General features: G+C 73.7%; 21 protein-coding genes and 2 tRNA genes. 9 read left to right on the plus strand and 14 right to left on the minus strand.

Going from position 1 to position 23,715, the window contains the following annotated elements; genetic code table 11:
* Positions 1-76: 76 nt before the first annotated feature.
* Positions 77-637 carry a helix-turn-helix domain-containing protein gene (locus tag LC193_RS14800; protein WP_086159598.1) on the minus strand — a complete coding sequence of 187 codons (561 nt, stop codon included), beginning with the start codon at positions 635-637 and terminating at the stop codon, positions 77-79.
* 146 nt (positions 638-783) lie between these two features.
* On the opposite strand from LC193_RS14800, the gene LC193_RS14805 reads away from it, so the two are divergent.
* Both LC193_RS14805 and LC193_RS14810 read left to right on the plus strand, forming a co-directional pair.
* Positions 784-856 (plus strand) — tRNA-Ala (locus LC193_RS14805).
* Positions 857-1,268: 412 nt separating this feature from the next.
* A complete protein-coding gene (locus LC193_RS14810) occupies positions 1,269-2,045 on the plus strand; it encodes an FHA domain-containing protein (RefSeq protein WP_226074631.1) in 777 nt (258 codons plus the stop codon).
* Between the two features lie 87 nt (positions 2,046-2,132).
* Here the strand turns inward: LC193_RS14810 and LC193_RS14815 are convergent, their stop codons facing one another.
* From LC193_RS14815 to LC193_RS14835, 5 genes are all read right to left on the minus strand, one after another.
* Positions 2,133-3,056 carry a class E sortase gene (locus tag LC193_RS14815; RefSeq protein ID WP_226074632.1) on the minus strand — a complete coding sequence of 308 codons (924 nt, stop codon included), beginning with the start codon at positions 3,054-3,056 and terminating at the stop codon, positions 2,133-2,135.
* The gene (locus LC193_RS14820) at positions 3,040-4,521 is read right to left on the minus strand and encodes a class E sortase (RefSeq protein WP_226074634.1); all 1,482 of its coding nucleotides are present in this window, start codon (positions 4,519-4,521) and stop codon (positions 3,040-3,042) included. The genes LC193_RS14815 and LC193_RS14820 overlap by 17 nt, the downstream gene beginning before the upstream one ends.
* Complete coding sequence (locus LC193_RS14825; protein ID WP_226074636.1) at positions 4,518-5,174, minus strand: aminodeoxychorismate/anthranilate synthase component II; 657 nt, start codon at positions 5,172-5,174, stop codon at positions 4,518-4,520. Before LC193_RS14825 ends, LC193_RS14820 begins: the two co-directional genes overlap by 4 nt.
* Positions 5,171-5,350, minus strand: coding sequence for a hypothetical protein (locus tag LC193_RS14830; RefSeq protein WP_086159593.1), 180 nt, complete (start codon positions 5,348-5,350; stop codon positions 5,171-5,173). The genes LC193_RS14825 and LC193_RS14830 overlap by 4 nt, the downstream gene beginning before the upstream one ends.
* Positions 5,351-5,481: 131 nt before the next feature.
* Positions 5,482-6,228, minus strand: coding sequence for a DUF881 domain-containing protein (locus tag LC193_RS14835; protein WP_226074637.1), 747 nt, complete (start codon positions 6,226-6,228; stop codon positions 5,482-5,484).
* 109 nt (positions 6,229-6,337) lie between these two features.
* Here LC193_RS14835 and crgA point away from each other — a divergent pair, with 109 nt between their 5' ends.
* Complete coding sequence (gene crgA / locus LC193_RS14840) at positions 6,338-6,601, plus strand: cell division protein CrgA (RefSeq protein ID WP_226074639.1); 264 nt, start codon at positions 6,338-6,340, stop codon at positions 6,599-6,601.
* A gap of 251 nt (positions 6,602-6,852) precedes the next feature.
* On the opposite strand, the gene LC193_RS14845 is transcribed toward crgA, so the two are convergent.
* Complete coding sequence (locus tag LC193_RS14845) at positions 6,853-7,734, minus strand: rhomboid family intramembrane serine protease (RefSeq protein WP_226074641.1); 882 nt, start codon at positions 7,732-7,734, stop codon at positions 6,853-6,855.
* A gap of 139 nt (positions 7,735-7,873) precedes the next feature.
* Entirely contained in the window at positions 7,874-8,407 is a 534-nt protein-coding gene (locus LC193_RS14850) for a peptidylprolyl isomerase (protein WP_226074643.1), read from the minus strand.
* 183 nt (positions 8,408-8,590) lie between these two features.
* Between LC193_RS14850 and LC193_RS14855 the strand changes: the two genes are divergently transcribed.
* Positions 8,591-9,127 (plus strand): DUF5324 family protein, encoded by a 537-nt coding sequence (locus tag LC193_RS14855; protein WP_226074645.1) that lies wholly within the window; start codon positions 8,591-8,593, stop codon positions 9,125-9,127.
* Positions 9,128-9,197: 70 nt separating this feature from the next.
* Here the strand turns inward: LC193_RS14855 and pknB are convergent, their stop codons facing one another.
* From pknB to LC193_RS14885, 6 genes are all read right to left on the minus strand, one after another.
* Positions 9,198-11,252, minus strand: coding sequence for a Stk1 family PASTA domain-containing Ser/Thr kinase (pknB, locus tag LC193_RS14860; protein WP_226074646.1), 2,055 nt, complete (start codon positions 11,250-11,252; stop codon positions 9,198-9,200).
* A gap of 223 nt (positions 11,253-11,475) precedes the next feature.
* Complete coding sequence (locus LC193_RS14865) at positions 11,476-12,948, minus strand: peptidoglycan D,D-transpeptidase FtsI family protein (RefSeq protein WP_226074647.1); 1,473 nt, start codon at positions 12,946-12,948, stop codon at positions 11,476-11,478.
* A complete protein-coding gene (locus LC193_RS14870) occupies positions 12,945-14,345 on the minus strand; it encodes an FtsW/RodA/SpoVE family cell cycle protein (RefSeq protein WP_226074648.1) in 1,401 nt (466 codons plus the stop codon). Before LC193_RS14870 ends, LC193_RS14865 begins: the two co-directional genes overlap by 4 nt.
* A 68-nt stretch (positions 14,346-14,413) precedes the next feature.
* Positions 14,414-15,862, minus strand: coding sequence for a PP2C family protein-serine/threonine phosphatase (locus tag LC193_RS14875; RefSeq protein WP_226074649.1), 1,449 nt, complete (start codon positions 15,860-15,862; stop codon positions 14,414-14,416).
* Between the two features lie 39 nt (positions 15,863-15,901).
* A complete protein-coding gene (locus LC193_RS14880; RefSeq protein WP_226074650.1) occupies positions 15,902-16,399 on the minus strand; it encodes an FHA domain-containing protein FhaB/FipA in 498 nt (165 codons plus the stop codon).
* Positions 16,400-16,409: 10 nt separating this feature from the next.
* On the minus strand, positions 16,410-17,222 hold the full coding sequence (locus tag LC193_RS14885) for an FhaA domain-containing protein (protein ID WP_226074651.1): 813 nt from the start codon (positions 17,220-17,222) through the stop codon (positions 16,410-16,412).
* Positions 17,223-17,522: 300 nt separating this feature from the next.
* On the opposite strand from LC193_RS14885, the gene LC193_RS14890 reads away from it, so the two are divergent.
* The 5 genes from LC193_RS14890 (at position 17,523) to LC193_RS14910 (ending at position 23,678) form a co-directional block, all read left to right on the plus strand.
* Positions 17,523-17,609: transfer RNA gene (locus tag LC193_RS14890), tRNA-Leu, on the plus strand.
* A gap of 294 nt (positions 17,610-17,903) precedes the next feature.
* Positions 17,904-19,172 (plus strand): glycosyltransferase, encoded by a 1,269-nt coding sequence (locus LC193_RS14895; RefSeq protein ID WP_226074653.1) that lies wholly within the window; start codon positions 17,904-17,906, stop codon positions 19,170-19,172.
* Positions 19,169-20,608, plus strand: coding sequence for an exopolysaccharide biosynthesis polyprenyl glycosylphosphotransferase (locus LC193_RS14900; RefSeq protein ID WP_226074655.1), 1,440 nt, complete (start codon positions 19,169-19,171; stop codon positions 20,606-20,608). The genes LC193_RS14895 and LC193_RS14900 overlap by 4 nt, the downstream gene beginning before the upstream one ends.
* Entirely contained in the window at positions 20,608-21,921 is a 1,314-nt protein-coding gene (locus tag LC193_RS14905) for an O-antigen ligase family protein (protein WP_226074657.1), read from the plus strand. Before LC193_RS14900 ends, LC193_RS14905 begins: the two co-directional genes overlap by 1 nt.
* A complete protein-coding gene (locus LC193_RS14910) occupies positions 21,918-23,678 on the plus strand; it encodes a lipid II flippase MurJ (RefSeq protein ID WP_226074659.1) in 1,761 nt (586 codons plus the stop codon). Before LC193_RS14905 ends, LC193_RS14910 begins: the two co-directional genes overlap by 4 nt.
* The last annotated feature ends 37 nt before the right edge of the window (positions 23,679-23,715 follow it).

Raw genomic sequence — 23,715 nt, forward strand, 5'->3', positions numbered from 1 at the left:
CGACCGCGTGCGACGGTGCGGGGGCCCGGGGCTTTTTCGTGTGCACACGCGAATTTCCGGGAGTTGCCCCAGGCGCTCAGCCCTGGTGGCTCTCGTAGTGCTCGACGGCCTCCCGGGTCCTTGCCACGCCGTACACCCGGAGGAATTCCGCCAGTTCCGGGTGGCTGTCCGTGAGCATCCGGGCGGCGCTCTGGATCTCGGTGGCGTCGGACACCGACCGCAGCAGGGCCTGGATCTCACGGACCACGCGCTTGGTCGGATTCGCCGGCACGCCGCTCGACCCCGTCCTGGTCGGCGTCGAGCCGGCACTGAGCACGTTTCCCCCTGACGTGCGCCGGATCTCTTCCATGGCCGCGGTGGCCTCGGCGGCGCTGACGCGGCCCGCCCTGACCTCCCCGGCCAGATCCTGCAACGAACGGACACGCTGAACGACCGCCGGGTTGCCGATCTTCGCCCGCTGACCACTCATCAACTGGGACAGCATCGGCGCCGAAAGGCCGAGAACGACAGCCAGCCGCGCCTGGTTGAGCCCCAGGTCGGCGATGAGCCGGCGGAACAGGGAGCCGAGCGGCTCTCCGTACCACGTCGTCTGTTGTTCTCTGGCCTTTTCGGTGGACTCCTGTTGAGCTGCGTCCATCCTGTCTCCCCTGTTCTCCCCTGATCGCTTCACCTGAGCGAAGTTGCGCGTCATCCTACGGAGGGACCCGTACTCGGGGCGATACCCGGTCGGTATCCCGCGGGAAGATTGGGTAACCTTGACTCCGGCCCGCCTTGAGGGGCCGCGGGGCCTTAGCTCAGTTGGTAGAGCGCCGTCTTTGCATGGCGGATGTCAGGAGTTCGACTCTCCTAGGCTCCACCCCGCCGCGTCGCCGCCCGGTTCTGCCGGGCGGCGACGTGTTTGGTTTCTCTTCCTTCTGTCTTCTTCCGACCGCGTTCCTGTTGTGGTCATTCTGTGCATTCGCTGGATGCCGGAGGGTGAGCGCTGGTACGACGGGTCGTGTGAGCATCGGCGACATGGCCGGCGGCCGCCACGTCCCGGCCGAGCGCTTCGACGAGGGCGGCCAGGGCGAGGCGTGGCGGCGGCGAGGCGTGGCGGCGGGCGGCCGCGATCGGCGTGCGGCTGGCGCGTGCGCGCGACCGCGAGCGGCCTGCTCGAAGAGGCCGCGGCACTCCTCGCGACCGGTCCCGGGCGGGTCGCGGGACCATGAGGGCGGACCCGAGGCCGGGCCAGCCCGCAGCGGCACGTCGTTCAGAAAGGCCGGTGTCCCATGGCATCCGTACCGCCCGACCGGGCCAGCCTGGCCCTCGGAGTGCCGCCCGCGCCCCGCGGCACCATCCATCTGCGCTCCCTCGGCGGTGACTTCAGGCTCCGGCCGGGCGAGGGCCGCGAGATCGTGTTCGGCCGCAACCGCGACGACGTCCACGTGTGCGTAGGCGAGGACGACGGGCGCGTCAGCCGCAGGCAGGGCGTGGTGCTGCACCGGGCCGAGCGGTGGTGGCTGCGGAACACCGGCCGGCTGCCGCTGCGGCTGCCGGGATCGCTGCTGCTGTTCACCGACGAGGAGCCGGTGCCGCTCGGCGAGGGGTACACGCCGCTGTTCGTGCGCGGGTCGAGCGGCCGGGAGCACCTGCTCGAACTCTTCGTGTCGGGCGCGGACGCCGACGAGCGGCCGACGCGTCCCGACGACCCCACCCGGCCGCCGAGGACCTGGCCGCTCTCCCCGGACGAACGCCTCGCGCTGACCGTGCTCGGCCAGCGGTACCTGCTGCACGAGGCGTGCCCGCAGCCGTTGACCTGGAAGCAGGCGGCGGCGCAGCTCCAGGCGCTCAGGCCGGCCGGCGGGTGGACCGTTCCCGTGCTCGCGCACATGGTCGCCCGGGTGCGGGAACGGCTGTCGCGGGCCGGGGTGTTCGGCCTCGTCGAGGCGGAGGTGCAGCAGCCGGTGGGCAACGCGCTGAACGACAACCTGATCCGGGAGCTGATGATGTCCACCACGCTGGTGCCGCCGGATCTCGCGGCGCTCGACGGGGTGTTCGGCGACTGAGCGCGGCGCGGGAACGGGCCGCCGGGCCGTTGAGGGAACGGGCCGCCGGGCCGCGGGGGAGCGCGGCGGCCCGGCCGTTCCGCGCGGTCAGCCGTTGTCCGCGTCGAGCAGCTCGCGGGGCGGCGTGCGGTTCTCGTCGATGCGCTCGGTGCGTTCCAGCTCGCCCCACACGATGTAGCGGTGCCGCGAGGTGTAGAGCGGGGTGCAGGTGGTGAGCGTGATGTAGCGGCCGGCCTCGGTCGCCCCGGACTCCGCGGGGACGGGGTCGAGCACCTCGATGTTGTACTTCGAGGTCTCGGGGAGGATCGCGTAGGCGCGGTAGATGTACCAGGTGTTGGCCGTCTCGAAGACGATCGGGTCGCCCTCTTCGATGCGCTGGATGTCGTGGAACTTCGCGCCGTGGCCGTCGCGGTGCGCGGCGAGCGAGAAGTTGCCCTCGTCGTCCCAGGGCATCGCGGACTCGACGGGTTCGTCGTAGTAGCCGGCGACGCCGCCGTTGAGGGTGTCGAGGTCGATGCCCTCCTTCACGAGGATGTCGTCGTCCGACATGGTCGGCACGTGCAGGAAGCCGATGCCGTCCTCGGGGTCGTACGTCGCGGGCGCGGTGCGGTCGTCGCCGTCGTCGTCCGCGCCCGCCGCCCAGTGCTCGCGCACGGCGTCGCCGTCGCGGGCCGCCTCCTGGTTCGCGACGACGTTGGTCCACCACAGGGAGTAGGCGACGAAGAGGCCGAGGACGACGCCCGCGGTGATGAGGAGTTCGCCGAACACGCTGACCGCCATGGCCAGCCGCCTGCGGCGCGCGGGGGCCTTCGGCCGGGGAGCCGCCTCCTCGGGCTCCTCCGCGGCCGTCTCCTCCGCGGCTGCCTTCTCCGGAGTCTCCCCCGCGGCCGTCTCCTCCGGTGTCTCCCCCGCGGCCGTCTCCTCCCGGGCGTGCTCGTCGGGCGCCGCGTCGGGCGCGTTCTCTTCGTCCCGCGGTGTCGCCGGTGCGCTCCGCTCAGTTGACGAGGGCATCCGGCTTCCCTTCGCTGCGCGGACGTTCTTCCACCAGTTCCCCCCACACAATCAGACGGTACGTGGAGGTGAACTCGGGGGTGCAGGTGGTGAGGGTGATGTAGCGGCCCGGCTCGGTGAACCCGCCCTGCTCGGGGATGGGGTCGAGCACGGCCGTGTTGGAGGGCTCGGTCGAGTCGAGGCGGCTGGCCATCGCGTACGTGTAGTAGGTGTCCTCGGTCTCGACGACGATGGGGTCGCCGGGCTCCAGGCGGTTGATGTAACGGAACGGCTCCGCGTGGGTGTTGCGGTGCCCGGCGATGCCGAAGTTGCCCTCGCTGTCCCAGGGCATCGCCGTGGGCAGCCGGTCCTCGGCCGAGTAGTGCCCGACCATGCCCTTGTCCAGAACGTTCTCCGGGTTGACCGTTTCCGCGATCGGAACGCGCACGTCGAGGTCCGGAATGGAGAGGATCGCGAACCCCTCTCCGGGCGAGAACACGCCGGGCTCGCGGTCCTCGCCCTCGTCCGCGCCGCCGTTGCCCTCCCACTGCTCCGTGAGCCGGTCGGCCTCGCCGCTGGCGTGCGCCCTGGCCTCCACGTTCGTCCACCAGAGCTGGTACGCGACGAAGAGGAGCAGCAGCGCGCCCGTGGTGATGAACAGCTCGCCGATGACGTTGCTGATCGCGGTGCCGGTCTGCTTCGCGGCCTTGGCGGCGGCCTTGGCCGCCTTGCGCCGGGCCGCCCGGCCCCCGCCGGCCGCCGGCTCCGCCCCGGCCGGGCCCGACCCGGCCGGGCCCGAGGGCCCGGTCCCCGCGCCGCCGGCCGCCGCCGCGCGGCGCCGCGCCGCCCGGCCGCCGGGGACGGCGGCGGGGGCGTCGGTGTCGGAGGCGGCGGCGTCGGTGGCAGTCGAGGCGGCCCCGCCGGCCGCCGCCGCGCGCCGCCTCGCGGCCCGGCCGCCGGGGACGGCGGCGGGGGCGTCGGTGTCGGAGGCGGCGGGCGGCGGGAACGTGCCGTGGTCATCGCCGGGCGGCGGCGGGCCGGTGCGGGAGCCGAGGCCGTCCGGGCGGCGCAGCCCCACGGTCGCCGGGTCGTGGTCAGGGCCGCCGCCCGGCGGGCCGCCGTTCGCGCCGGGGAGCCAGGGGCCGTGCGCACCGGAGGGGTGGGCGTAGGCGTCGGCCGGGGGCGGGCCGGCCTGGCCCTGGCGGTGGTGGCCGCCCGGCAGCGGGTCGTTCAGCGGGTCGTCGAGGGCGCCGACCGCCGCCAGGTACGCGTCCTGACCTTCGTATACGCCCGAGGGGCCGTGGCCGTACGGGTCATGACCGGTGGAGTCGGGACCGTACCGCTCGGGACCGTACGAGTCGGGGCCGGTGGGACCGGGGCCGTACGCGTCGGGGCGGTACGGCTCGGAGCCGTACGGTTCGGGGCCGCCGTACCCGTCGCCCTCGTGTCCCCACCCCGCGCCCTCGGCCGGGCGCCCGGTGGTCACGCCGCCGGTCCCTGCCGGCCGGCGTGCCCCACCACCGGCGCGAGGCCGTGCGAGCGGGCGACGGCGCCGGTGTCGCCGCAGCGTGCGAGCCAGTTGGCCAGCATGCGGTGGCCGCCTCTGGTCAGGACCGACTCGGGGTGGAACTGCACGCCCTCAACGGCATGTTCGCGATGCCGCAGGCCCATCAGCACGCCGCCGGCGCGCGCGGTGATCTTCAGCTCGTCCGGGAGGGTCGCCTCCTCGGCCGCCAGCGAGTGGTACCGGGTCACCGTCAGCGGCACGGGCAGGCCCTCGAAGACGCCGCGCTCCTCGTGCGTCACCTCCGAGGTCTTGCCGTGCAGCAGCTCGGGGGCGCGGCTCACGACGCCGCCGTAGGCCACCGCCATCGCCTGCATGCCGAGGCAGACGCCGAAGACGGGCGTTCCGGTCGCCGCGCAGTGCCGCACCATGTCGATGCTGACGCCCGCGCTCTCCGGCGTGCCGGGTCCCGGGGACAGCAGGACGCCGGCGAAGCCGCCCCCGGCGACGTCGTCCGTGCGCACCGCGTCGTTGCGCCGCACCTCGCACTCGGCGCCCAGTTGGTAGAGGTACTGGACGAGGTTGTAGACGAAGCTGTCGTAGTTGTCGACGACAAGGATGCGCGTGGGCCTCATGGGCCTGTCTCCTCCCCTCCGTCGTCCACCGTCACGTCGTTGAACGGGAGCATGGGCTCGGCCCAGGGGAAGATGTACTGGAAGAGGAGGTACACCACTCCGAGCACGAGCCCCAGGGAGATCAGTGCCCGCACCAGCACGTTGCCCGGCAGGTGACGCCAGATCCACCCGTACATGGTCGCTGCTTACACCCTTCGTCCGACGCGTCAGCTGACGCCGCGTGCCCCAAGCGTACGACGCTCGGGTGACACGCCGGAGGGGTACGAGGTATTCACCCTCTTTCGAGGGGCCGCCGGGCGCGGGGCGTTCATTCGACGGGGCGCGCGTGCCGGAGCGCGACGCTGCCGCCGTACGCGGGGAGGGTCACGGACTCGTGCGCGTCGACCTGCCAGCCGAGGCCGTAGGCCCGCACGTACTGCCGGTAGTTGGCGATCTCGGGGGAGGCGTCGAGCGCGGCGCGCAGCCGGTCGCGGTCGCCGACGGCGGTGACGGTGTAGGGCGGCGAGTACAGGCGGCCCTGGAGGATGAGGGTGTTGCCCACGCAGCGGACGGCGCTGGTGGAGACCAGCCGCTGGTCCATGACCTGCACGCCGGAGGCGCCGCCCGCCCACAGGGCGTTGACGACGGCCTGGAGGTCCTGCTGGTGGATGACGAGGTCGTTCGGCGAGGGCTCGGGAACGTCGGGCAGCAGCGGAACGGCGTCGGGCGGGGCGTCGGTGAGGGTGACGGTGAGCCCGCCGCCGGTGAGGTCGGCCAGGACGGCGGCCCCGGTGAGCTGTTCGAGCCCGCGCCGCCGGTCGGGGGCGCCCGGCTCCTCGCGCTCGCTCTCCGCGGTGAGGCCGGCGATGTCCTCGCGCAGCGCGGCCGTGGCGGATTCCAGGGACTCGTTCTGCCGGGCGCGCTCGCGGATGAGGTCGGACATGTGGAGCAGCGAGTCGTCGGTGCGGATGTTGTTTCCGCCCGAGACCGTGAAGCTGAGCCAGAATATGAGCCCGGCGAGTGCGAACACGGCGGTCGTGCCGAGACGCGCCGGCCGGGGGCGTCCGATCCTCACCGTACCCCTGGTCTCCTTAATCGGCCGAGGAAGCACTACGCTAACGGACGATCCATTGGTTACGCGCTGTCCGGCGCGATCAGGCAGCGCATCGACAGGAGAGCCACTCGTGCCGAAGTCACGGATCCGCAAGAAGAAGGACGACACGTTCACGCCCCCGGAGAAGGGGCAGACGACGAAGATCTCCATGACGTCGGGCCGCCGGTGGGTGGCGCCCCTGATGCTCGCGATGTTCGTCATCGGTCTCGCCTGGATCGTGCTGTACTACGTGACCCAGGCGGATCTGCCGGTGGAGTCGCTCGGCGACTGGAACATCGTGGTCGGCTTCGGGTTCATCGCCGTGGGGTTCGTCGTCTCCACGCAGTGGAAGTGACGGTTCGCGCCGGGGCCGCACGCGTTGTCCACAGCCCGGTCGACCATCACAAGATCTGTGGATAACTGTGCGAGCGCGGGAACGTCCATCCGGTTCCCGGGTCGCCTCGCACCCCTGTTCGCCTGGGGAAACGTGCCCGGGGGCGGGGTGGCGCACCGGTTTTCCACAGCTCGCGCCCGCGGGCCCTTCCGCTGTGGATAACTTCGGTTTCCGAACGCGGTCCGCGCGCCCGTCCGCCCGCCGCCCGGCGGTCAGCCGAGCAGCTGCGCGGTCCTGACCGCACAGGCCACCGCGATGACCAGCAGGACCGCGGCGCAGGTCGCGGTCTGCACGAGCGTTCTGCGTGCGCGGGGCGCGTTCACCATGCCGAAGGCGATGGCCGCGCCGGCGATCAGGCCGCCGATGTGGGCCTGCCACGCGATGTTCGACCAGGTGAAGGTGATCACCAGGTTGATCGCGAGCAGGATCGCGATGGGCCGGAAGTCCTGGCGCAGGCGCCGCACGAGCACCGCCGTCGCGCCGAACAGCCCGAAGATCGCGCCGGACGCGCCGAGCGACAGCTGGTTCTGCTCGGCCAGCAGGTAGGACAGCGTGCTGCCGGCCAGCGCCGAGATCAGGTACAGGGCGAGGAAGCGCGCGCGCCCCAGGGCCGCTTCGAGGGGCGGGCCGAGGAACCAGAGCCCCAGCATGTTGAACCCGAGGTGCCAGATCTCCTCGTGCAGGAACGCCGAGGTCAGCAGCCGGTACCACTCGCCGTCCGCGACGCCGATCCAGGAGAACGCGCCGGGGGCGATCGCGTGGCCCAGCATGCCGAGGTCGATGACCATCGACCGCCCGGCGCCCAGTACGGCGATGAACACCGCCACGTTGACGCCGAGCAGGATCATGGTGACCAGCCGCGGGTCGGCGGCCACACTGCCGCCCGCGATGGTGCGCGGCCGGGTGGCGCGCGCGGTGGCAGCCGCGCCCCGCACGCACTCGGGGCACTGGTAGCCCACGGGCGCGGAGACCATGCAGGACGGGCAGATGGGCCGGTCGCACCGCGCGCAGCGGATGCCGGTCTCGCGGTCGGGATGCCGGTAGCAGTGGGCCAGGCCCGGGTCCGGCCGCGCCTGTCCGTACGGCTCCGCCATGGTTTCCCTTCCGCGCGCCTCCCGCACGTGCCCCGCGCGGGGCGCGCCACGGCCGCGCTACGTGCGTGTGCCGGCCTGCCGGTCCCTTCCGGCCCCCAGCATCCTACGGACGGGGGGCCGGAAAGGTTCCCGTGCGGTCTCAGCCCTCGCGGGTCTCGATGACGACCGACTCGATGACGACGTCCTCGACCGGGCGGTCGGTGCGGCCGTCCGTCGCCGTGTTCGCGATGGCGTCCACGACCTGCTGCCCGGCGGGCGAGGTGACCTCGCCGAAGATGGTGTGCTTGCCGGTGAGCCAGGTGGTCGGGGCGACCGTGATGAAGAACTGCGAGCCGTTGGTGCCGGGGCCCGCGTTCGCCATCGCCAGCAGGTAGGGCCGGGTGAACGCCAGGTCCGGGTGGATCTCGTCCTCGAACTTGTACCCGGGGCCGCCGGTGCCGTTGCCCAGCGGGTCTCCGCCCTGGATCATGAAGCCGCTGATCACACGGTGGAAGACCGTGCCGTCGTACAGCTTCTCGGCGGAGCGGTTGCCGGTGGCCGGGTGGGTCCACTCGCGCGAGCCCTCGGCGAGCTCGACGAAGTTCTTGACCGTCTTCGGGGCGTGGTTCGGGAAGAGCCGGACCTCGATGTCGCCTCGGTTGGTCTTCAGGGTGGCATAGAGCTGCTCGGCCACGATGTACCTTCCGTCTACGTCAGTGACGTTCCCCGATCCTGCCATGCGCCGGCGACACGCCTCGCCCCCGGATGGCCGTTTCGCGTGCCTCGCTTCGTCCCACCCGGCATGATTTGCGCACAAGTGGACAAGACGAATGGGCAGCGAGCAATGGCCATCAAGAGCGCGAACAAGGAGTAATCAGTGAGCCACAACGGGAAGTCGGGGGTGCGGCACGCCACGGACATGGTGACGCCGTACGCCGTGACGGCCAAGGACAACGCTGTGCGGTACGCCCACAGGGCCGGCACCTACCTCGCGCCGCGCGCCCGCCGGGCCGCCGCGGAGGCCAGGGCGCGCTACGCCGAGCAGGTCGTTCCGCGCGTGGCCCTGGCCAAGGCCGCGGCGGGACCGGCGAAGGACCAGGCGGCGGCGCGGTCCGCCGCGGCGCTCGCCGCGCTGCGCGGCGACATCTCGCCGGGCGAGATCGCCCGCGCCGTGCGCAAGCGCGAGCGCCGGATGCGCGCCGGACGGGCGGTCAGGCGCGTGGGGCTGCTGACGCTGGTGGCGGGCGGCACGTTCGCCGTGTGGCGGTGGTGGAGCAGCCAGACCAACCCCGACTGGCTGATGGAGCCCTCCCCGGCCACCGAGATCGCCCCGGGCGAGTCCGCGGCGTCGGCGGACCGGGAGGACAGCAGGGCGGTGCCCGAGCAGGAGTCGGAGCAAAGCACCGCGGGGTGATTCCCGCGGACTCGCGTCCGCGGGAATCACCCCGCCGTGGTGGTGCGGTGGTCCTGGGGGCCGGACGACGTCAGTCGTCCCCCCTGCCCCTGCCGCCGAGGATGTCGCCGAACGGTCCGCCCTCGTCGCCGCCGTTCCCGCCGTTCCCGCCGTTCCCGCCCGGGCCGCCGCCGTTGCCGCCGTTCTCGCCGCCCGGTCCTCCGCCCAGCTCCTCGGTGCGGACGGTGACGGTGCTGTTCGGCGGCACCTGGGCGCCGCCGCCCGGTTCTGTGCTCACGACGATGGCGGTCCCCGAGTCGGGCCCCTCGACGCTGACCGTCAGGCCGAGCCCTTCCAGCTGCGGTCGCACCATGACCAGCGGCTGGCCGTTCAGGTTGCCGGGAATGGTGACCTGCGGCGAGGGCTGCGAGTGCTCCACGACGGTGAGGGTCACCACGGTGCCGGGCTCGGCGGTGGTGCCCGCGTTCGGCTGCTGGAGGATGACCTGGCCGACGGGCCGCGAGTCGTCCACCTGGTTCTGCGTGGTGACGACGAACCCGGCCGCCTCAAGCGTCGCGGTGGCCTGCTCGATGGGGTCGCCGACCACGTCCGCGACCTCCACGCCGTCCGGCTCGGCGGCCACGGTCAGCGTGATCACCGACTCGGGCTCGGCCTCCTCGCCGCCCTCCGGGTCCTGGCCGAGCACCGTGCCCGGCTCGGCGTCCCCGGTCTGCTCGTCCTCGCGCTCGACCTCGAAGCCCAGCTCCTCAAGCTCCGCCTCGGCGTCCTCGAAGCTGTCGCCGACCACGTCGGGCACCTCTACCGGCGCGGGGCCCTCGGACATGATGATCGTGACGACGGACTCGCGCTCGACCTCCTCGCCGGCCGCGGGCTCGGTGCGGCACACGGTGTCCGCCTCCTCCGCGCACGGCTCGCTCGCGCCCTCCTCGGGCACGAGGCCGTCGTTCTCCAACTGGGAACGCGCCTCTTCGAGCGAGACACCCGTGATGTCGGGCACCGTCTTGTCCCCCGCGGGCGGATCGCTCGCGAACAGCGCGCGGCCGATGAACACGGCGCCGATCAGCACCAGGACGCCGGCGAGCACCAGCAGGATCGTCGAGGTGTTCCGGTTGCGCCTGCGCCGGTCGCCGCGCCCGCCGTAGTCGTCGTAGTCGGGGTCGTTCGCCGGCGGCATCATCGTGGTCGCCGGGTCGGCCGCGCGCAGCGCCGTGGTGGGCCGGTCGTCGTAGCCGTAGGGAGCCGCGCCGAGCCCCGCCGCGCCGAGCCCCGCGGCGGCGCCGACCGGGCGGCCGTCGAGGGCCGCCTCGATGTCGGCGCGCATCTCGTCGGCGCTCTGGTAGCGGTAGTCCGGGTCCTTGACCAGCGCCTTCAGCACGATGGCGTCGGTGTCGGGCGTGATCTCCGGGTCGAACACGCTCGGCGGCTGCGGCTCCTCGCGCACGTGCTGGTAGGCGACGGCGACCGGGGAGTCGCCGATGAACGGCGGCCGGACCGTCAGCAGCTCGTACAGCAGGCAGCCGGTGGAGTAGAGGTCGGAGCGCGCGTCGACCGTCTCGCCCTTGGCCTGCTCGGGCGAGAGGTACTGGGCGGTGCCGATGACGGCGGACGTCTGCGTCATCGTCATGCCGGAGTCGCCCATGGCGCGGGCGATGCCGAAGTCCATCACCTTGACCTGGCCGGTGCGGGTGAGCATGACGTTCGCGGGCTTGATGTCCCGGTGGACGATGCCGTTGCGGTGCGAGTACTCAAGCGCCTGGAGGATGCCGATGCACATCTCCATGGCCCGCTCGGGCAGCAGCTTGCGGCCCGAGTGCAGCAGCTCGCGCAGCGTCGAGCCCTCGACGCACTCCATCACGATGTACGGGATGGAGATGCCGTCGACGTAGTCCTCGCCGGTGTCGTACACGGCGACGATCGCGGGGTGGTTCAGCGAGGCGGCGGACTGCGCCTCCCGCCGGAAGCGGGCCTGGAACGTGGGGTCGCGGGCCAGGTCGACACGGAGCGTCTTGACGGCCACGGTACGGCCGAGGCGTGTGTCGTGGGCGAGATAGACCTCGGCCATCCCACCGCGCCCGAGCACCCGGCCCAGTTCGTACCGCCCGCCGAGGCGACGCGGCTCTTCCATGATTCCAGCCCTCTCCGTTCGGTCCCGGGCCGCATGTCCCGGTGGGCCCGGGGCGCCAGGGGTCCAAGCCCTGGCTTACGGTACCTGCCGGTGATGACCCGCCCGACCGCGGCGACGGGCCGATACCCAACCGGTATCGCCCTGTACCACGGCCGCGAAGAACTTGCGGTCGTGTGGAGGACGTGCGGTGCCCGGCCGGCGGTTGCTCAGACCGGGAACGGGGTCATCCGGCGTTCTCGCCATTGAGAACGGCCTCCATCACGTCGACGGCGATCGGGGCGGCCAGGCCGCTGCCTGAGACGTCCTCGCGCGCCACGTTGGCGTCCTCGACGACGACGGCGACGGCGACGGGCGAGCCCTCGTCGGTCATGGCGTAGGAGATGAACCAGGCGTAGGGCGTTTCCTCGTTGTTCTCGCCGTGCTGCGCGGTGCCGGTCTTGCCGCCGACGCGGACGTCCCCGAGCCCGCTCACGTCGATGACGCTCTCCTCGACCATGGTCTCCATGGCGGACTGGAGCATCTGGGCGTTCTCGGGGGAGACCGGCTGGCTCATCTCCTCGGGGTCGTGCTGCTCGATCACGTTGAGGTTGGGCGCGACGAGCTGGTCCACCATGTAGGGCCGCATCAGCGTGCCGTCGTTGGCGATGGCGGAGGCGACCATGGCCATCTGGAGCGGGGTGGCCCGGTTGGACGCCTGGCCGATGCCGGCCTGGGCGTTCTGCGGCCGGTTGTCCTCGGGGTAGGAGCTCATCGCGGTCCTGATGGGGACGAAGTGCTCCTCGTTGAAGCCGAACTCCTCCGCCATCTCGATCATCTGCTCGTTGCCGACCTCGTCGCTGAGCTTGGCGAACACGCTGTTGCACGAGTACCGGATCGCCGTGCGGACGGTGGCGTCCTCGCAGAAGTTGCCCGGGTCGGCGTCGTTCGGCAGCTCGACCTGGTCGGTCTCGGGCAGGTAGTAGGGGGAGGGCGTCTCGGTCTCGGTGTCCACGTCCTCGACCAGGCCGTGCTCCAGGGCGGCGGCGGCCGTGAGCACCTTGAACGTGGAGCCCGGCGGGTAGGTCTCGCGCAGCGCCCGGTTGACCCTGGGGTCGTCCTCGGCGTTCTCGTACGCCAGCCAGGCCTCGCCGGCCTCGTTGCCGGTGCCGGAGATGGTGCCCGGGTCGTAGGACGGCGTGGAGGCCAGCGCCAGGACCTCGCCGGTCTCCGGGTTCACCGCGGCCACCGCGCCCTTGGCGTCGCCCAGGCCCTCGAACGCGGCGCGCTGCGCGTCGGCGTTCAGCGTGGTGATGACGTTGCCGCCGCGCTGGTCCTCGCCGGTGAACATGTCGACCGTGTTGTTGAAGAAGAGCCGGTCGTCGTCGCCGGTGAGGATCGAGTCGTGCACGCCCTCCAGCATGCTGGCGCCGAACCCCTGCGAGGAGTACCCGGTGACCGGCGCCCACATCTCGCCGTCGGTGAACGTGCGCTCGTAGCGGAAGTCCGGGTTGTCGGTCTCCCGGGAGCCGGTGATCGGCTCGCCGTCCACGATGATGTCGCCGCGCGGGTGCGAGTACCGCTCGATGGTGACCCTGCGGTTGTCCGCGTGGTTCTGCAACTCGTCGGCCTGCACGAACTGCACCCAGTTGACGCGCACCAGCAGGGCCAGGATGAGGAGGCCGCAGAAGACGGAAACCCGCCGCATCGGTTTGTTCATGCTCGGACCACCTGAGTCTGCTCCGCGTCGGGGTTGGGGGCCGGGGCCGGGGCGGGCCTCCTGGCAGTGTCACTGATGCGCAGTAGGAGCGCGATAAGGGCCCAGTTGGCGATGACGGAGGAACCGCCCTGGGCCAGGAACGGCATCGTCATGCCGGTGAGCGGGATGAGGCCGGTGACACCGCCGGCGACGACGAAGATCTGGATCGCGAAGATGCCGGCCAGGCCGACGGCCAGCAGCTTGCCGAACGGGTCGCGGGCGGCGAGCGCGGTGCGCATCCCGCGCTGGATGAGCAGCGCGTACAGCAGGATGATCGCCATTGTGCCGGCCAGGCCCAACTCCTCGCCGACGGTGGCGAGGATGTAGTCGCTCTTGGCGCCGATGCCGCCGATGAGCCGCGAGTAGCCCTGGCCGAGCCCGGAGCCGAACAGGCCACCCGAGCCGAAGGAGAACATGACGTTCGCGGTCTCGGTGACGCCGTCGTTGGCCCCTCGCTCCAGCGGGTTCAGCCAGTTGTGCACGCGGTCCCCGACGTGCGCGTTGGTGCTCGCGACGAGCACGGCGCCGCTCGCGGACAGCAGCAGGCCGAAGATGATCCAGCTGGTGCGCTCGGTGGCGACGTACAGCATGACGACGAAGATCCCGAAGAACAGCAGCGAGGTGCCGAGGTCGGTCTCGAAGATCAGGATCATCAGGCTGATCGCCCAGATGACGAGGATGGGCCCCATGTCACGGCCGCGCGGCAGGTAGACGCCCATGACGCGGCGGCTGGCCAGGGCCAGGGCGTCGCGCTTGACCATCAGGTAGCCGGCGAAGAACACCGCGATGATGATCTTGGCGAACTCGGCCGGCTGGAGGGAGCCGACGCCCGGGATCTGCACCCAGATGCGCGCGCCGTTGATCTCCTCGCCGATGAAGATCGGGGAGGCCAGCAGGACCAGCGCCACCACCATGGAGATGTAGGTGTAGCGCTGGAGGATGCGGTGGTCCTTCAGGAAGATCAGCACGCCGAGGAACAGGGCGACGCCGACCGTCGACCAGATCAGCTGGTCCGCCGCCATCGGGCCGCCGAGCGAGGGCGTGGTGATCTGCGGCTCCTGGTCGAGGCGCCAGATGAGCACCAGGCCCATGCCGTTCAGCAGGGTGGCGATCGGGAGCATCAACGGGTCCGCGTAGGGCGCCCACCTGCGGACCACGAGGTGCGCGACACCGGCCATCAGGCCGAGGCCGAGGCCGTAGCCGAGCATGCCCGCGGGCAGGGAACCGTCCTTCGCCAGGCCGACGTTGGCGTAGGCGAACACGGGGATGAGCACGGCGAACACGAGCATCGCCAGCTCGGTGTTCCGGCGGCTCGGAAGCCCGCCGGTGGAGACAGTGGTGTTGCTGGTGCTGCTCATGCCCTGGTCTCTGCTGGGTCGTCGGTGGTCATCGGCGCGCACGCGGTGTCAGGTCGTGACGACACGGCCTAGCGTGTGCACTGCCCGGCCAGCTCGCGCTGCCGGTCGGTCATCGTGGGGGCGTCCGGGTTGCTGCCGGAGTCCGCGCCACCGCCCTTGCCGTCCTCGCCGTTGCCCGGCTCCTGACCGTTCTGCTCTCCGTTCTGCCCGTCCTGCTCCGCCGCGAGGAGGCGGCACGCCTCGGCTTGCTCGGCCAGCTCCGCGATGCTGTCGCGGGCCTCGCCGAGACTGCCGGCCGTGATGGCGTTCTCGACCTGGCTGCGCTGATACTGCGGCAGGTGTTCGAGCCTGATGTCGGGGTGGTCGTCCTCGACGCTGTGCAGGCTCAGCGGCCCCAGGTTCTGGCTGACGCCCCGGTAGAGGGCGACGTGGTCGCCGTTGGCCGCGATGTAGTACTGGGTCTGGGTCCAGCGGTAGCCCCCGTACAGGCCGCCGCCGACGACGACGAGCGCGAGGGCGATCAGCGCGGTCCGCTTCAGCGCGCGGTGCCGCGGGGCGCGCGCGGGCACGTACTCGTCGTCGGCGAACGAGCCGAAGACGCCGGTGGGCGGGTCCGTGGCGCCGGTCGCCCCGCCGCCGCCCCGGTCGGTCTGGGGCGCGGAACGGCCCAGCTCCGCGGCGCGCGAGGCCGGGGTCTGCTTGTCCCCGAAGCGCTGGTTCTGCGTCTCCGCGACGGCGCCGACGACCTGGGGCGCGTCGTACAGCTGGCGGGCGAGCGTGTCGCTCTGCTGGGTGTCGACGTCGAGGACGTCGGCCACGATGCACGTGATGTTGTCGGGGCCGCCGCCGCGCAGCGCGAGCTCGATCAGCTCGCGCACGGTGTCCTCGGGCGGCGCGAACGCGTTCAGGGTGTCGCGCAGCGTCTCGTGGCTGACGACGCCGGAGAGGCCGTCGGAGCACAGCAGGTAGCGGTCGCCGACGCGGACCTCGCGGATCGACAGGTCGGCGTCGATGTGGTCGGCGCTGCCGAGGGCCCGCATCAGCAGCGAGCGCTGCGGGTGCGTGGTGGCCTCCTCCTCGGTGATCCTGCCCTCGTCGACCAGCCGCTGCACCCACGTGTGGTCCTGCGTGATCTGCGTCAGCTCGCCGTCGCGCAGCAGGTAGGCGCGGGAGTCACCGACGTGGACGAGGCCGAGCCGCTGGCCGGTCCACAGCAGCGCGGTCAGGGTGGTGCCCATGCCGTCCAGGCGCGGGTCGTCGTTGACCATGGCGCGCAACTGGTCGTTGGCGCGCTGGACGGAGTGGTCGAGCGAGGTGAGGACGTCGGAGCCGGGGATGTCGTCGTCGAGCTGGACGATGGTCGAGATCACTTCCGAGCTGGCGACCTCGCCCGCGGCCTGCCCGCCCATGCCGTCGGCGATGGCGAGCAGGCGCGGGCCCGCGTAGCCGGAGTCCTCGTTGTGGTCGCGGATCATGCCGGTGTGGGAACCCGCGGCGAATCTCAGTGACAGGCTCATGCGCGCCTCTCCCACCCTCCGGTCGTCATAGTGGTCGGCCTACTTCCGCAACTCGATGACCGTCTTGCCGATGCGGACCGGCGTGCCGGGCGGGATCGGGGTCGGGGTGGTCAGCCGGCCACGGTCCAGGTAGGTGCCGTTGGTCGACCCGAGGTCCTCGACGATCCACTGGCCGTCCCGGTCGGGGTAGATCCTGGCGTGCCGGCCCGAGGCGTAGTCGTCGTCCAGCACGATCGTCGAGTCGTGCGCCCGGCCGAGCGTAATCGTCTGTCCCTGGAGGGCGACAGTGGTGCCGGCGAGGGAGCCCTCGGTGATCACGAGCTTGGTGGGGGCGCCGCGGCGCTGCCGGCCGCGCTGCTGCGGCTGCTGCTGGCGGCGCGGCTGCTGCGGGGCCGGCTCGGCACGCCTGGCGGCGGTGCGCTGGGTGACCCGGGTGCCGAACAGGTCGCTGCGGATCACCTGGACGGCGACGATCACGAAAAGCCACAGGACGGCCAGGAACCCCAGCCTCATGACCGTCAGGGTCAGCTCTGACATTGCCCCCTGCTTACCCTTCGGCTTGCCGGTAGATGACGGTGGTGCTGCCCACGACGATCCGTGAGCCGTCGCGGAGCGTAGCGCGTTTGGTGTGCTGCCCGTCCACCACGATGCCGTTCGTGGACCCGAGGTCCCTGATCGTGACCGGCTCGGTGGCCTGGATCTCGCAGTGCCGACGGGAGACCCCGGGGTCGTCGATGCGCACGTCGGCCTCGGTGCTGCGGCCGATCACGAGGCTGTGCCGCGCCATCTGGTGCCGGGTGCCGTTGATCTCGACCCAGCGGCGGGTGCGGCCGGCCGCGGGCTGCCCGAAGGGCGGTGCGCCCGGCGGCTGCGGCGGCATCGCGGGCGGTGCGCCCGGCGGCCTGGCCGGGTAGCCGCCGGGGGCGGACGGCGGCGCGCCGTGGGGCGGCGGCTGGTGGGGCGCGCCCTGCTGGTGTCCCGAGGTGGCGGAGGCGAGCGTGCGGCTGCGGACCCGGTACAGGCCGGTGTCGAGGGACTCGGCCTTCTCCAAGTGGACCTTGATGTCGCCCATGAACGTGTACCGCTGCTGCTTGGCGTACTCCCTGACCATGCCGGCCAGCTCGTCGCCGAGCTGGGCGGCGTAGGGGGAGAGACGCTGGTAGTCGCCCGCGCTCAGCTCGACGATGAAGTCGTTGGGGACGACCGTGCGGTCGCGGTTCCAGATGGTCGCGTTGTTGTCGCATTCGCGCTGGAGGGCGCCGGCGATCTCGACCGGCTGCACCTCGGACTTGAAGACCTTGGCGAAGGTGCCGTTGACGAGGCCTTCCAGCCGCTGCTCGAAGCGCTTCAGTACTCCCATGTGCACCTCCTTCTCCGAGGTCCCGGCGCGCGGCTGAAGTGGTACGGCTTACTGATCGTATCCACGCGCGAGACGATCAGGTGGTTCCCGTCCGGGCACCGGTCCCCGCTCCCCGGATCGTAGGGGGAGCAAGGAACAGTGTCGCGCATGTGCGGAGGTGATGCGGAGGGGCCGCGGGGAGCGGCGGCGGGGGCGGGGAAGGCGGGTGAGGGCACCGCCGCGCGCGTGTTAGCCTTCTGGATGTCGGAAGCGCCCGGGAGGCCGACGGGAAGACCGGGAGTCGCTTGCGGCGGTGCACATGCGCGGGTGGCGGAATAGGCAGACGCGCTGGATTCAGGTTCCAGTGCCCGAAAGGGCGTGGGGGTTCAACTCCCCCCTCGCGCACCATGAGAAAGACCCCTGGTCACCAGGGGTCTTTCTGCTGTTCCGGGGCTTTTTCCGCGCGTGGGGCGCGGGGGCGCGGGTCGGGGTGCGGTGGGGGTGCGGTGGGGGTGCGGTGGGCTGCCCGGGTGCGCGGCGGGGGGCTCGACCGGGGGCGTTGATCAACTGCTGCCCCGTTTCTTCGTATGAAAATCACAGATTAGGGACTTGTGTCCGTTCTGTGCGTTTTGCGTGATTTCCGATTTGGTTTCTGTCATGGTTTTCACCGCCTTGCGAAACGTGGCCTGCGAAGGGTGAGTCATGGGCGGTGACGTGCTGCATCTTGTCCAGCCTGCCGACGGGGGCGTGGCACGGGTCGTCGCGGACCTCGTGCGCGCCCAGACCGCCGCCGGCCTGCGGGTGCTGGTCGCCTGCCCGCCCGGCGGCCCGCTCGCGGCGTGGGCCGCGGCCGGCGGCGCCGAGGTGCTGCCGTGGCGGGCGCGGCGGACGCCGGGCCCCTGGCTCGCGGCCGAGGTGGCGGGCGCGGCCCGCGCGATCCGGCGGGCCGCGCCAGGACTTGCCCACCTGCACAGCGCCAAGGCCGGGCTCGCGGGCCGCCTCGCGCTGCGCGGCCGGCTGCCGACCGTGCTCCAGCCGCACGCCTGGTCGTTCGAGGCCGCGCGCGGCCCGGCCGGGCCGCCGGCCGCCGGGTGGGAGCGGTTCGCCGCCCGCTGGACGCACCGCGTGCTGTGCGTCAGCGAGGCCGAACGCGCGCGCGGCGCCGCGGCCGGCGTCCGCGCGCCCAGCACCGTGATCCCGAACGGCGTCGACCTCGGCCGCCACCCCGTCGCCGACGGCGTGGAACGCCGCCGGGCGCGCGCCGCGCTGGCCGCCGTGCACGCCGTTCCGCTGCGCGCGCCCCTCGTCGTGTGCGTGGCGCGGCTGTGCCACCAGAAGGGGCAGGACCTGCTGCTGCGCGCCTGGACCCGGGTCGCCGCGCGCGTTCCCGGCGCCCGGCTCGCCCTCGTCGGGGACGGTCCCGCGGCGGACGCGCTGCGCGCGGCGGCGGGTTCTGACGTGCTCCTGCCAGGGCGCACGGACGACCCGCGCCCCTGGTACGCCGCCGCCGACGTCGTGGTGCTGCCCTCCCGGTGGGAGGGCATGGCGCTGGCGCCGATCGAGGCCATGGCGACCGGCCGCCCGGTTGTGCTCACCGACACCGGAGGCGCCCGCGAGAGCCTGCCGGCGGGGCACGCCGCCGCCTGCCTCGTGCCGCCCGGCGACCTCGACGCCCTGGCCGGCGCGCTCACCGCGCTGCTCGGCGACCCGGCGCGCGCCCGTGCGCTGGGCCGCGAGGCCGCCGCCCACGCGCGGGCGGCGCACGACGTGCGGCGCGTGGCGGACGCGTGCGCGCGGCTGTACCGCGACGTGCTGGCGTCCCACGGGGGCGGGGCGTTCGGAAGCGGGGCGTTCGGAAGCGGAACGGTCGGGGGCGGGGCGTTCGGGGCGCAGGCGCGGGCCTCGGGGGGCGCGGCGGGTCGGGGCGGGCGGCGGCCGGCCGGGCAGGCGGGGGAGTTGCTGCGCTCATGACCACGGAAGGCACCATCGGCGCCGCACCGCTGCCCGCGCCGCCCGGCCGGGCCCCCGCCCGCCGCGCGGCCGTCCACCCCCCGCGCGGCCCGCGCCCGGGGCCGCCGCCGCGGCGCGGCCCGCGCGCGCGGCGGCGGCCGGGGGCCCGCGGCGGGCCGGTCCCGCTGCTGGTGGCCGACGCGGGCGCCGTCGCGGTGCTCGCCGCCGCCGCGCCCGCGGTGGCGCCGGCGGCGCCCGCGGTGTTCGTGCTGCTCGCCGGCCTCGGCGGCACCGCCGGGCTCTACCGTCCCGCGCCCGCGGACACCGCGCTCGACGAACTGCCCCGGCTGCTCGGCCACATCGCGCTCGCGTGGGGCGCGGCGCAGCTCCTGTCCGGCGCGGCCGGCTCGACCGCCGCCCTGCTGCCGCTCGTCGCCGCGCACACCGTGCTCGCCGCCGCGGCCCGCGCCCTCGCCCACCACGCCAGGCGCCGCGCGGCGCGGGCGCGGCCGGGCGCCACGCTCGTCGTCGGCACCGCGCCGGCCGCGCAGCGGGTGGTGGCCGTGCTCGCCCGGCACCCCGAGTACGGCATGCGGCCGGTCGGCATGGTCGGGCCCGTGCCCCGGCGGCTGCCCGCGACCGCGCCGCTCCCGGTGCTCACCTCGACGCGCGAGGTGCGCCGGGCCATCGTGCGCGACGGCGTGACCGACGCCGTGTTCACCCGGGCCCCGCAGGACGCGCTGCTCCGGCTGTTCCGCGCGCACGGCTGCGCCGTGTGGCTGGTGGCGGCCGAGCCCTCCGCCGTCCGCGCCGGGCCCGTGCGCGGGCACCTGTGGGGCTTCGCCTGCCTGCGGCTCGGCCCGCCGCCCGGCCGGCGCGCCGCCCGCCTCGCCAAACGCGGCCTCGACATCGCGGTGGCCTGTGCCGCGCTGCTCGCCGCCGCGCCGCTGCTCGCGCTGTGCGCGCTGGCCGTGCGGCTTTCCGAGGGCCCCGGCGTGCTGTTCCGGCAGACCCGGGTGGGGGAGGACGGGCGGCCGTTCGCGATGCTGAAGTTCCGCACGCTGCGGCCCGCGGACGAACGCGAGGCCGCCACCCGCTGGACCGTCGCGGGCGATCCGCGCCTGACCCCGGTGGGCCGGCTGCTGCGCCGCACCTCGCTCGACGAACTGCCGCAGCTGTGGAACGTGCTGCGCGGCGACATGAGCCTGGTCGGGCCGCGTCCCGAGCGCCCGCACTTCGTCGAGCGCTTCAGCCGCCTCTACCCCGGCTACGCGGACCGCCACCGCATGCCGGCGGGACTCACCGGGCTCGCGCAGGTCAGCGGGCTGCGCGGCGACACCTCCATCGAGGACCGGGCCCGTTTCGACAACCTGTACATCGAGACGTGGTCGCTGTGGCAGGACGTGCGGATCATGCTGCGCACGACCGCGTTGTGCTTCCGCCCCGGAGGCCGCTGATGCGCGCCGCCGCGACCCGCGTCGCGCGCGGCCGCGGGCACCTGCTGCCGCCCGTCGCCGTCGTCCTGCTGCTGTCCCTGCCCGGCCGCCTGACGTTCGCGGGCACCAGGATCGCCGTCGCCGACCTGGCCTCGCTGTGCCTGGCCGCGGCCTGCGCCGCGCTGCTCGCGCGCGGCCACCGGCCGCGCCCGGGGCGGCGGGCCGCCGTCGTCCTCGCGGCGCCCGCTCTCACGCTCGCCGCGGTGACGATGGCGAGCGGCGACCCGCTCGCCGCGCTGCCGGGGTTCGTGCGCTTCCTCCAGTTGTTCGTGCTCGTGCCGCTGGCCGTGCTGCTGCTCCTGCGCGGCCGGCGCGACGCCCGGGTGCTGCTCGTCGCGGTGGTCGCGCTCGCGCTGTTCCAGGGCGCGCTGGGCACGGCGCAGCACCTGACCGGCACCGGCGCCTCGTACATGGGCGAGAACGTCAGGGCGGTGGGCACGTTCGGCCCGCTCACCGTCATGGGCATGGCCACGGTCGTCTCCTACGGCCTGGTCGCGGCCCTGTGCCTGGGCGTCGCGGCGCCGGGCGGCGCGCCGTGGTGGCGCAGGCTCGCGGCCCTGGCCTGCGCCGCGCTGCTCGCGCCGCCGCTGGCGTTCTCCTTCAGCCGGGGCGCCTGGCTGGCGACGGCGGTCGCGGTGCTCGCCGTGCTGGTGATCGCCGCGTGCCGGCTGACGCGCCGCACCCTGCTCGCGCTGCTCGCCGGCGGCGTGCTCCTGGCCGGGGGCGCCGTCGCGGCCGGGGGCGCCGCGGTCGGCGAACGGCTCGGCGAACGCGTCGGCAGCATCCGCGACGTGACCGAGAGCCCCGACCAGTCGGTGACCGACCGCTACGCGATGTGGGACGCGGCGCTGTCGATGTGGCGGGACGACCCGTGGCTCGGCACGGGGCCAAGGGGCTTCGCGGAGCACCGGGACTCCCACGCCTCGCTCGCCCTCTCGGGCGGCAGCGACACCGGGGGCGCGGGCGAGGAGTTCAGGCGGCAGGAGCTGGAGTCCCCGCACAACATGTACCTGCTCGTCCTCGCGGAGCAGGGCCTGGTCGGGGCCACCGCGCTGGTCGGCGGCTGGGCCGCGCTGCTCGCCTGCTGCCTGGCGCGGCTGCGCCGCACCGGCGCCCCGGACGTGGGCCTCGCGGCGACCGGGCTGCTGGTGTGGCAGGCGGTGAACTTCCTGTACGCGGACATCGGCGGCCCGCACAGCGTGCTGACCGCCGTGGCGCTGGGCCTCGCCGCCTGGTGGGCGTTCTCGCCCGCGGCGCGGCGGGAGGCGCGGTGAGCGGCGCCCGCGCGGGCACGGGCTCGCGCGCCGGGCCGGCGCGTTCGCCTGAGTCCTCGCCCGGCTTTCCGCCTGAGGAGGGAGCGGCCGGCGGCGCGGTCGTTCCCGCGCCGCGCGGCAGGGAGCGGTTCGTCGCGCGCGCGGCCACCGCGACCGCCGTGCTCACCGGTCTCGGTGCCGCGGCCGGCCTGCTGCGCGACCAGATCGTCGCGTCGCTGTTCGGCGCGGACGGGGCGACCGACGCGTTCCTCGTCTCCTGGACGCTGCCCGAGGTGGCCGCGACGCTCCTCATCGACGAGGCGATGGCGCTGGTGCTCGTGCCGGCGTTCAGCCTGGCGCTGGCGCGCGGCGGGCGCCGGGGGGTGCGCGACCTGCTGCGCGCCACGTTCCCGCGCCTGCTGCTCGTGCTGGCGTGCGCCGCCGCCGTGGTCGCCGCCGCCGCGCCGCTCGTGGTCGGGGCGCTGGCGCCCGGCCTGCCGGAGCCCGGGCTCGCGGTGGACTGCACGCGCCTGACCGCAGTGACTCTTCTCACGTTCGGCGCGGCCGGCTACGCGAGCGCGGTCCTGCGCGCGCACCGCTGCTTCCTGCCGCCGGCCGCCGTGTACCTCGCCTGCAACGCCGGCATCGTCGGCACCGCGCTCGCCCTGCACGGCCCGTGGGGCGTGCGGGCCGCGGCGGCCGGGGTCGCGGTCGGCGGGCTGCTGATGGTGCTCGTGCAACTGCCGTCCGTGCTGCGCCGCACGCGGCGCCCCGCGGGCCCGGCGCCCGCGCCGCGCGGGCCCGCGCGGCGCGGGCGCGCGCTGCTCGCGGTGGCCGGGCCCGTGGCGCTGTTCGCGCTGGCCCGGCAGGCACAGGTGCTCGTCGAGCGCTTCCTCGCCTCAGGGCTGCCGCCCGGCGCGATCTCCTGCCTGAACTACGCGCAGAAGGTCGCCCAGATGCCGATGGTGCTGGCGCTGATGATCTGCACGGTCACCCTGCCGCTGGTGGCCCGCGCGCTCGCGGACGGCGATCTCGAACGGGCCAGGCGGCGGGTCGAGCGCGACCTGGTGGCCGCCGGGGTCGTGGTCCTGCTCGGCGCCGCGTACGTCGTGGCCTACGCGCCGCAGATCATCCACCTGCTGTTCCAGCGCGGCGCGTTCGACGCCGGGGCGACGGCCGCCACGGCCGCCGTCATGCGCGTCTACGCCCTCGGGCTGCTGGGCCACGCGCTGGTGGGCGCGCTGGTACGGCCGTTCTTCGCGTCGGGGCGGCCCGTGTGGTTCCCCGTCGCCGCCATGCTGCCAGGACTGCTCGTCACCGTGGCCGGCGGCCTCGCGGCCGTGGGGCCGTTCGGCGCGCCCGGCATCGCGGCGGCGAACGCGGCCGGCATCACCCTGACCGCGTTCCTGCTGCTGCGCGGCCTGGCCGCCAGGGCCGTTCCCGTCGACACCGGGCGGCTGCTCGGCCGCTTCGCCCGGCTCGCCGGGGCCGCCGCGCTCGCGGCGGCGGCCGGCTGGGCGACGGCGCCCTCGGGCGCCTCGCCGCTGCCCGCGCTCGCGCTCGGCTGCGCGGTGGTGCCCGCCGTGTTCGCCGCGGGCCTGCGCCTGTCAGGCGTGCCCGTCGCGCCGCCCGTCGCCTCCCTCCTCACCCGCGTCCGCACCCCAGAACGGAGGTCTCGCCATGTCCGTGGAGAAGCCCGTGGAAAGGCCCGTGAAGAAGCCCGTGAAACGGCCCGTGGAAAGGTCGGTGGAAAGCCCGGGGAAACCGGGGCCGGCTGAAACGCCCGACGGGCAGCCGCCGGAGCCGGCGTCCGCG

The sequence above is a fragment of the Streptomyces marincola genome (genome assembly GCF_020410765.1).
In the GTDB taxonomy this organism is placed as follows: Bacteria; Actinomycetota; Actinomycetes; order Streptomycetales; family Streptomycetaceae; genus Streptomyces; species Streptomyces marincola.

Coding starts and splice junctions, on each gene's coding strand:
- LC193_RS14900 (WP_226074655.1), top strand. CDS start 19,169: ATGACCACGGAAGGCACCATCGGCGCCGCACCGCTGCCCGCGCCGCCC.
- LC193_RS14825 (WP_226074636.1), bottom strand. CDS start 5,174: ATGAGGCCCACGCGCATCCTTGTCGTCGACAACTACGACAGCTTCGTC.
- LC193_RS14875 (WP_226074649.1), bottom strand. CDS start 15,862: ATGAGCCTGTCACTGAGATTCGCCGCGGGTTCCCACACCGGCATGATC.
- LC193_RS14800 (WP_086159598.1), bottom strand. CDS start 637: ATGGACGCAGCTCAACAGGAGTCCACCGAAAAGGCCAGAGAACAACAG.
- LC193_RS14810 (WP_226074631.1), top strand. CDS start 1,269: ATGGCATCCGTACCGCCCGACCGGGCCAGCCTGGCCCTCGGAGTGCCG.
- LC193_RS14830 (WP_086159593.1), bottom strand. CDS start 5,350: ATGTACGGGTGGATCTGGCGTCACCTGCCGGGCAACGTGCTGGTGCGG.
- LC193_RS14895 (WP_226074653.1), top strand. CDS start 17,904: ATGGGCGGTGACGTGCTGCATCTTGTCCAGCCTGCCGACGGGGGCGTG.
- LC193_RS14880 (WP_226074650.1), bottom strand. CDS start 16,399: ATGTCAGAGCTGACCCTGACGGTCATGAGGCTGGGGTTCCTGGCCGTC.
- LC193_RS14905 (WP_226074657.1), top strand. CDS start 20,608: ATGCGCGCCGCCGCGACCCGCGTCGCGCGCGGCCGCGGGCACCTGCTG.
- LC193_RS14885 (WP_226074651.1), bottom strand. CDS start 17,222: ATGGGAGTACTGAAGCGCTTCGAGCAGCGGCTGGAAGGCCTCGTCAAC.
- LC193_RS14865 (WP_226074647.1), bottom strand. CDS start 12,948: ATGAACAAACCGATGCGGCGGGTTTCCGTCTTCTGCGGCCTCCTCATC.
- LC193_RS14845 (WP_226074641.1), bottom strand. CDS start 7,734: ATGGCGGAGCCGTACGGACAGGCGCGGCCGGACCCGGGCCTGGCCCAC.
- LC193_RS14870 (WP_226074648.1), bottom strand. CDS start 14,345: ATGAGCAGCACCAGCAACACCACTGTCTCCACCGGCGGGCTTCCGAGC.
- pknB (WP_226074646.1), bottom strand. CDS start 11,252: ATGGAAGAGCCGCGTCGCCTCGGCGGGCGGTACGAACTGGGCCGGGTG.
- LC193_RS14815 (WP_226074632.1), bottom strand. CDS start 3,056: ATGCCCTCGTCAACTGAGCGGAGCGCACCGGCGACACCGCGGGACGAA.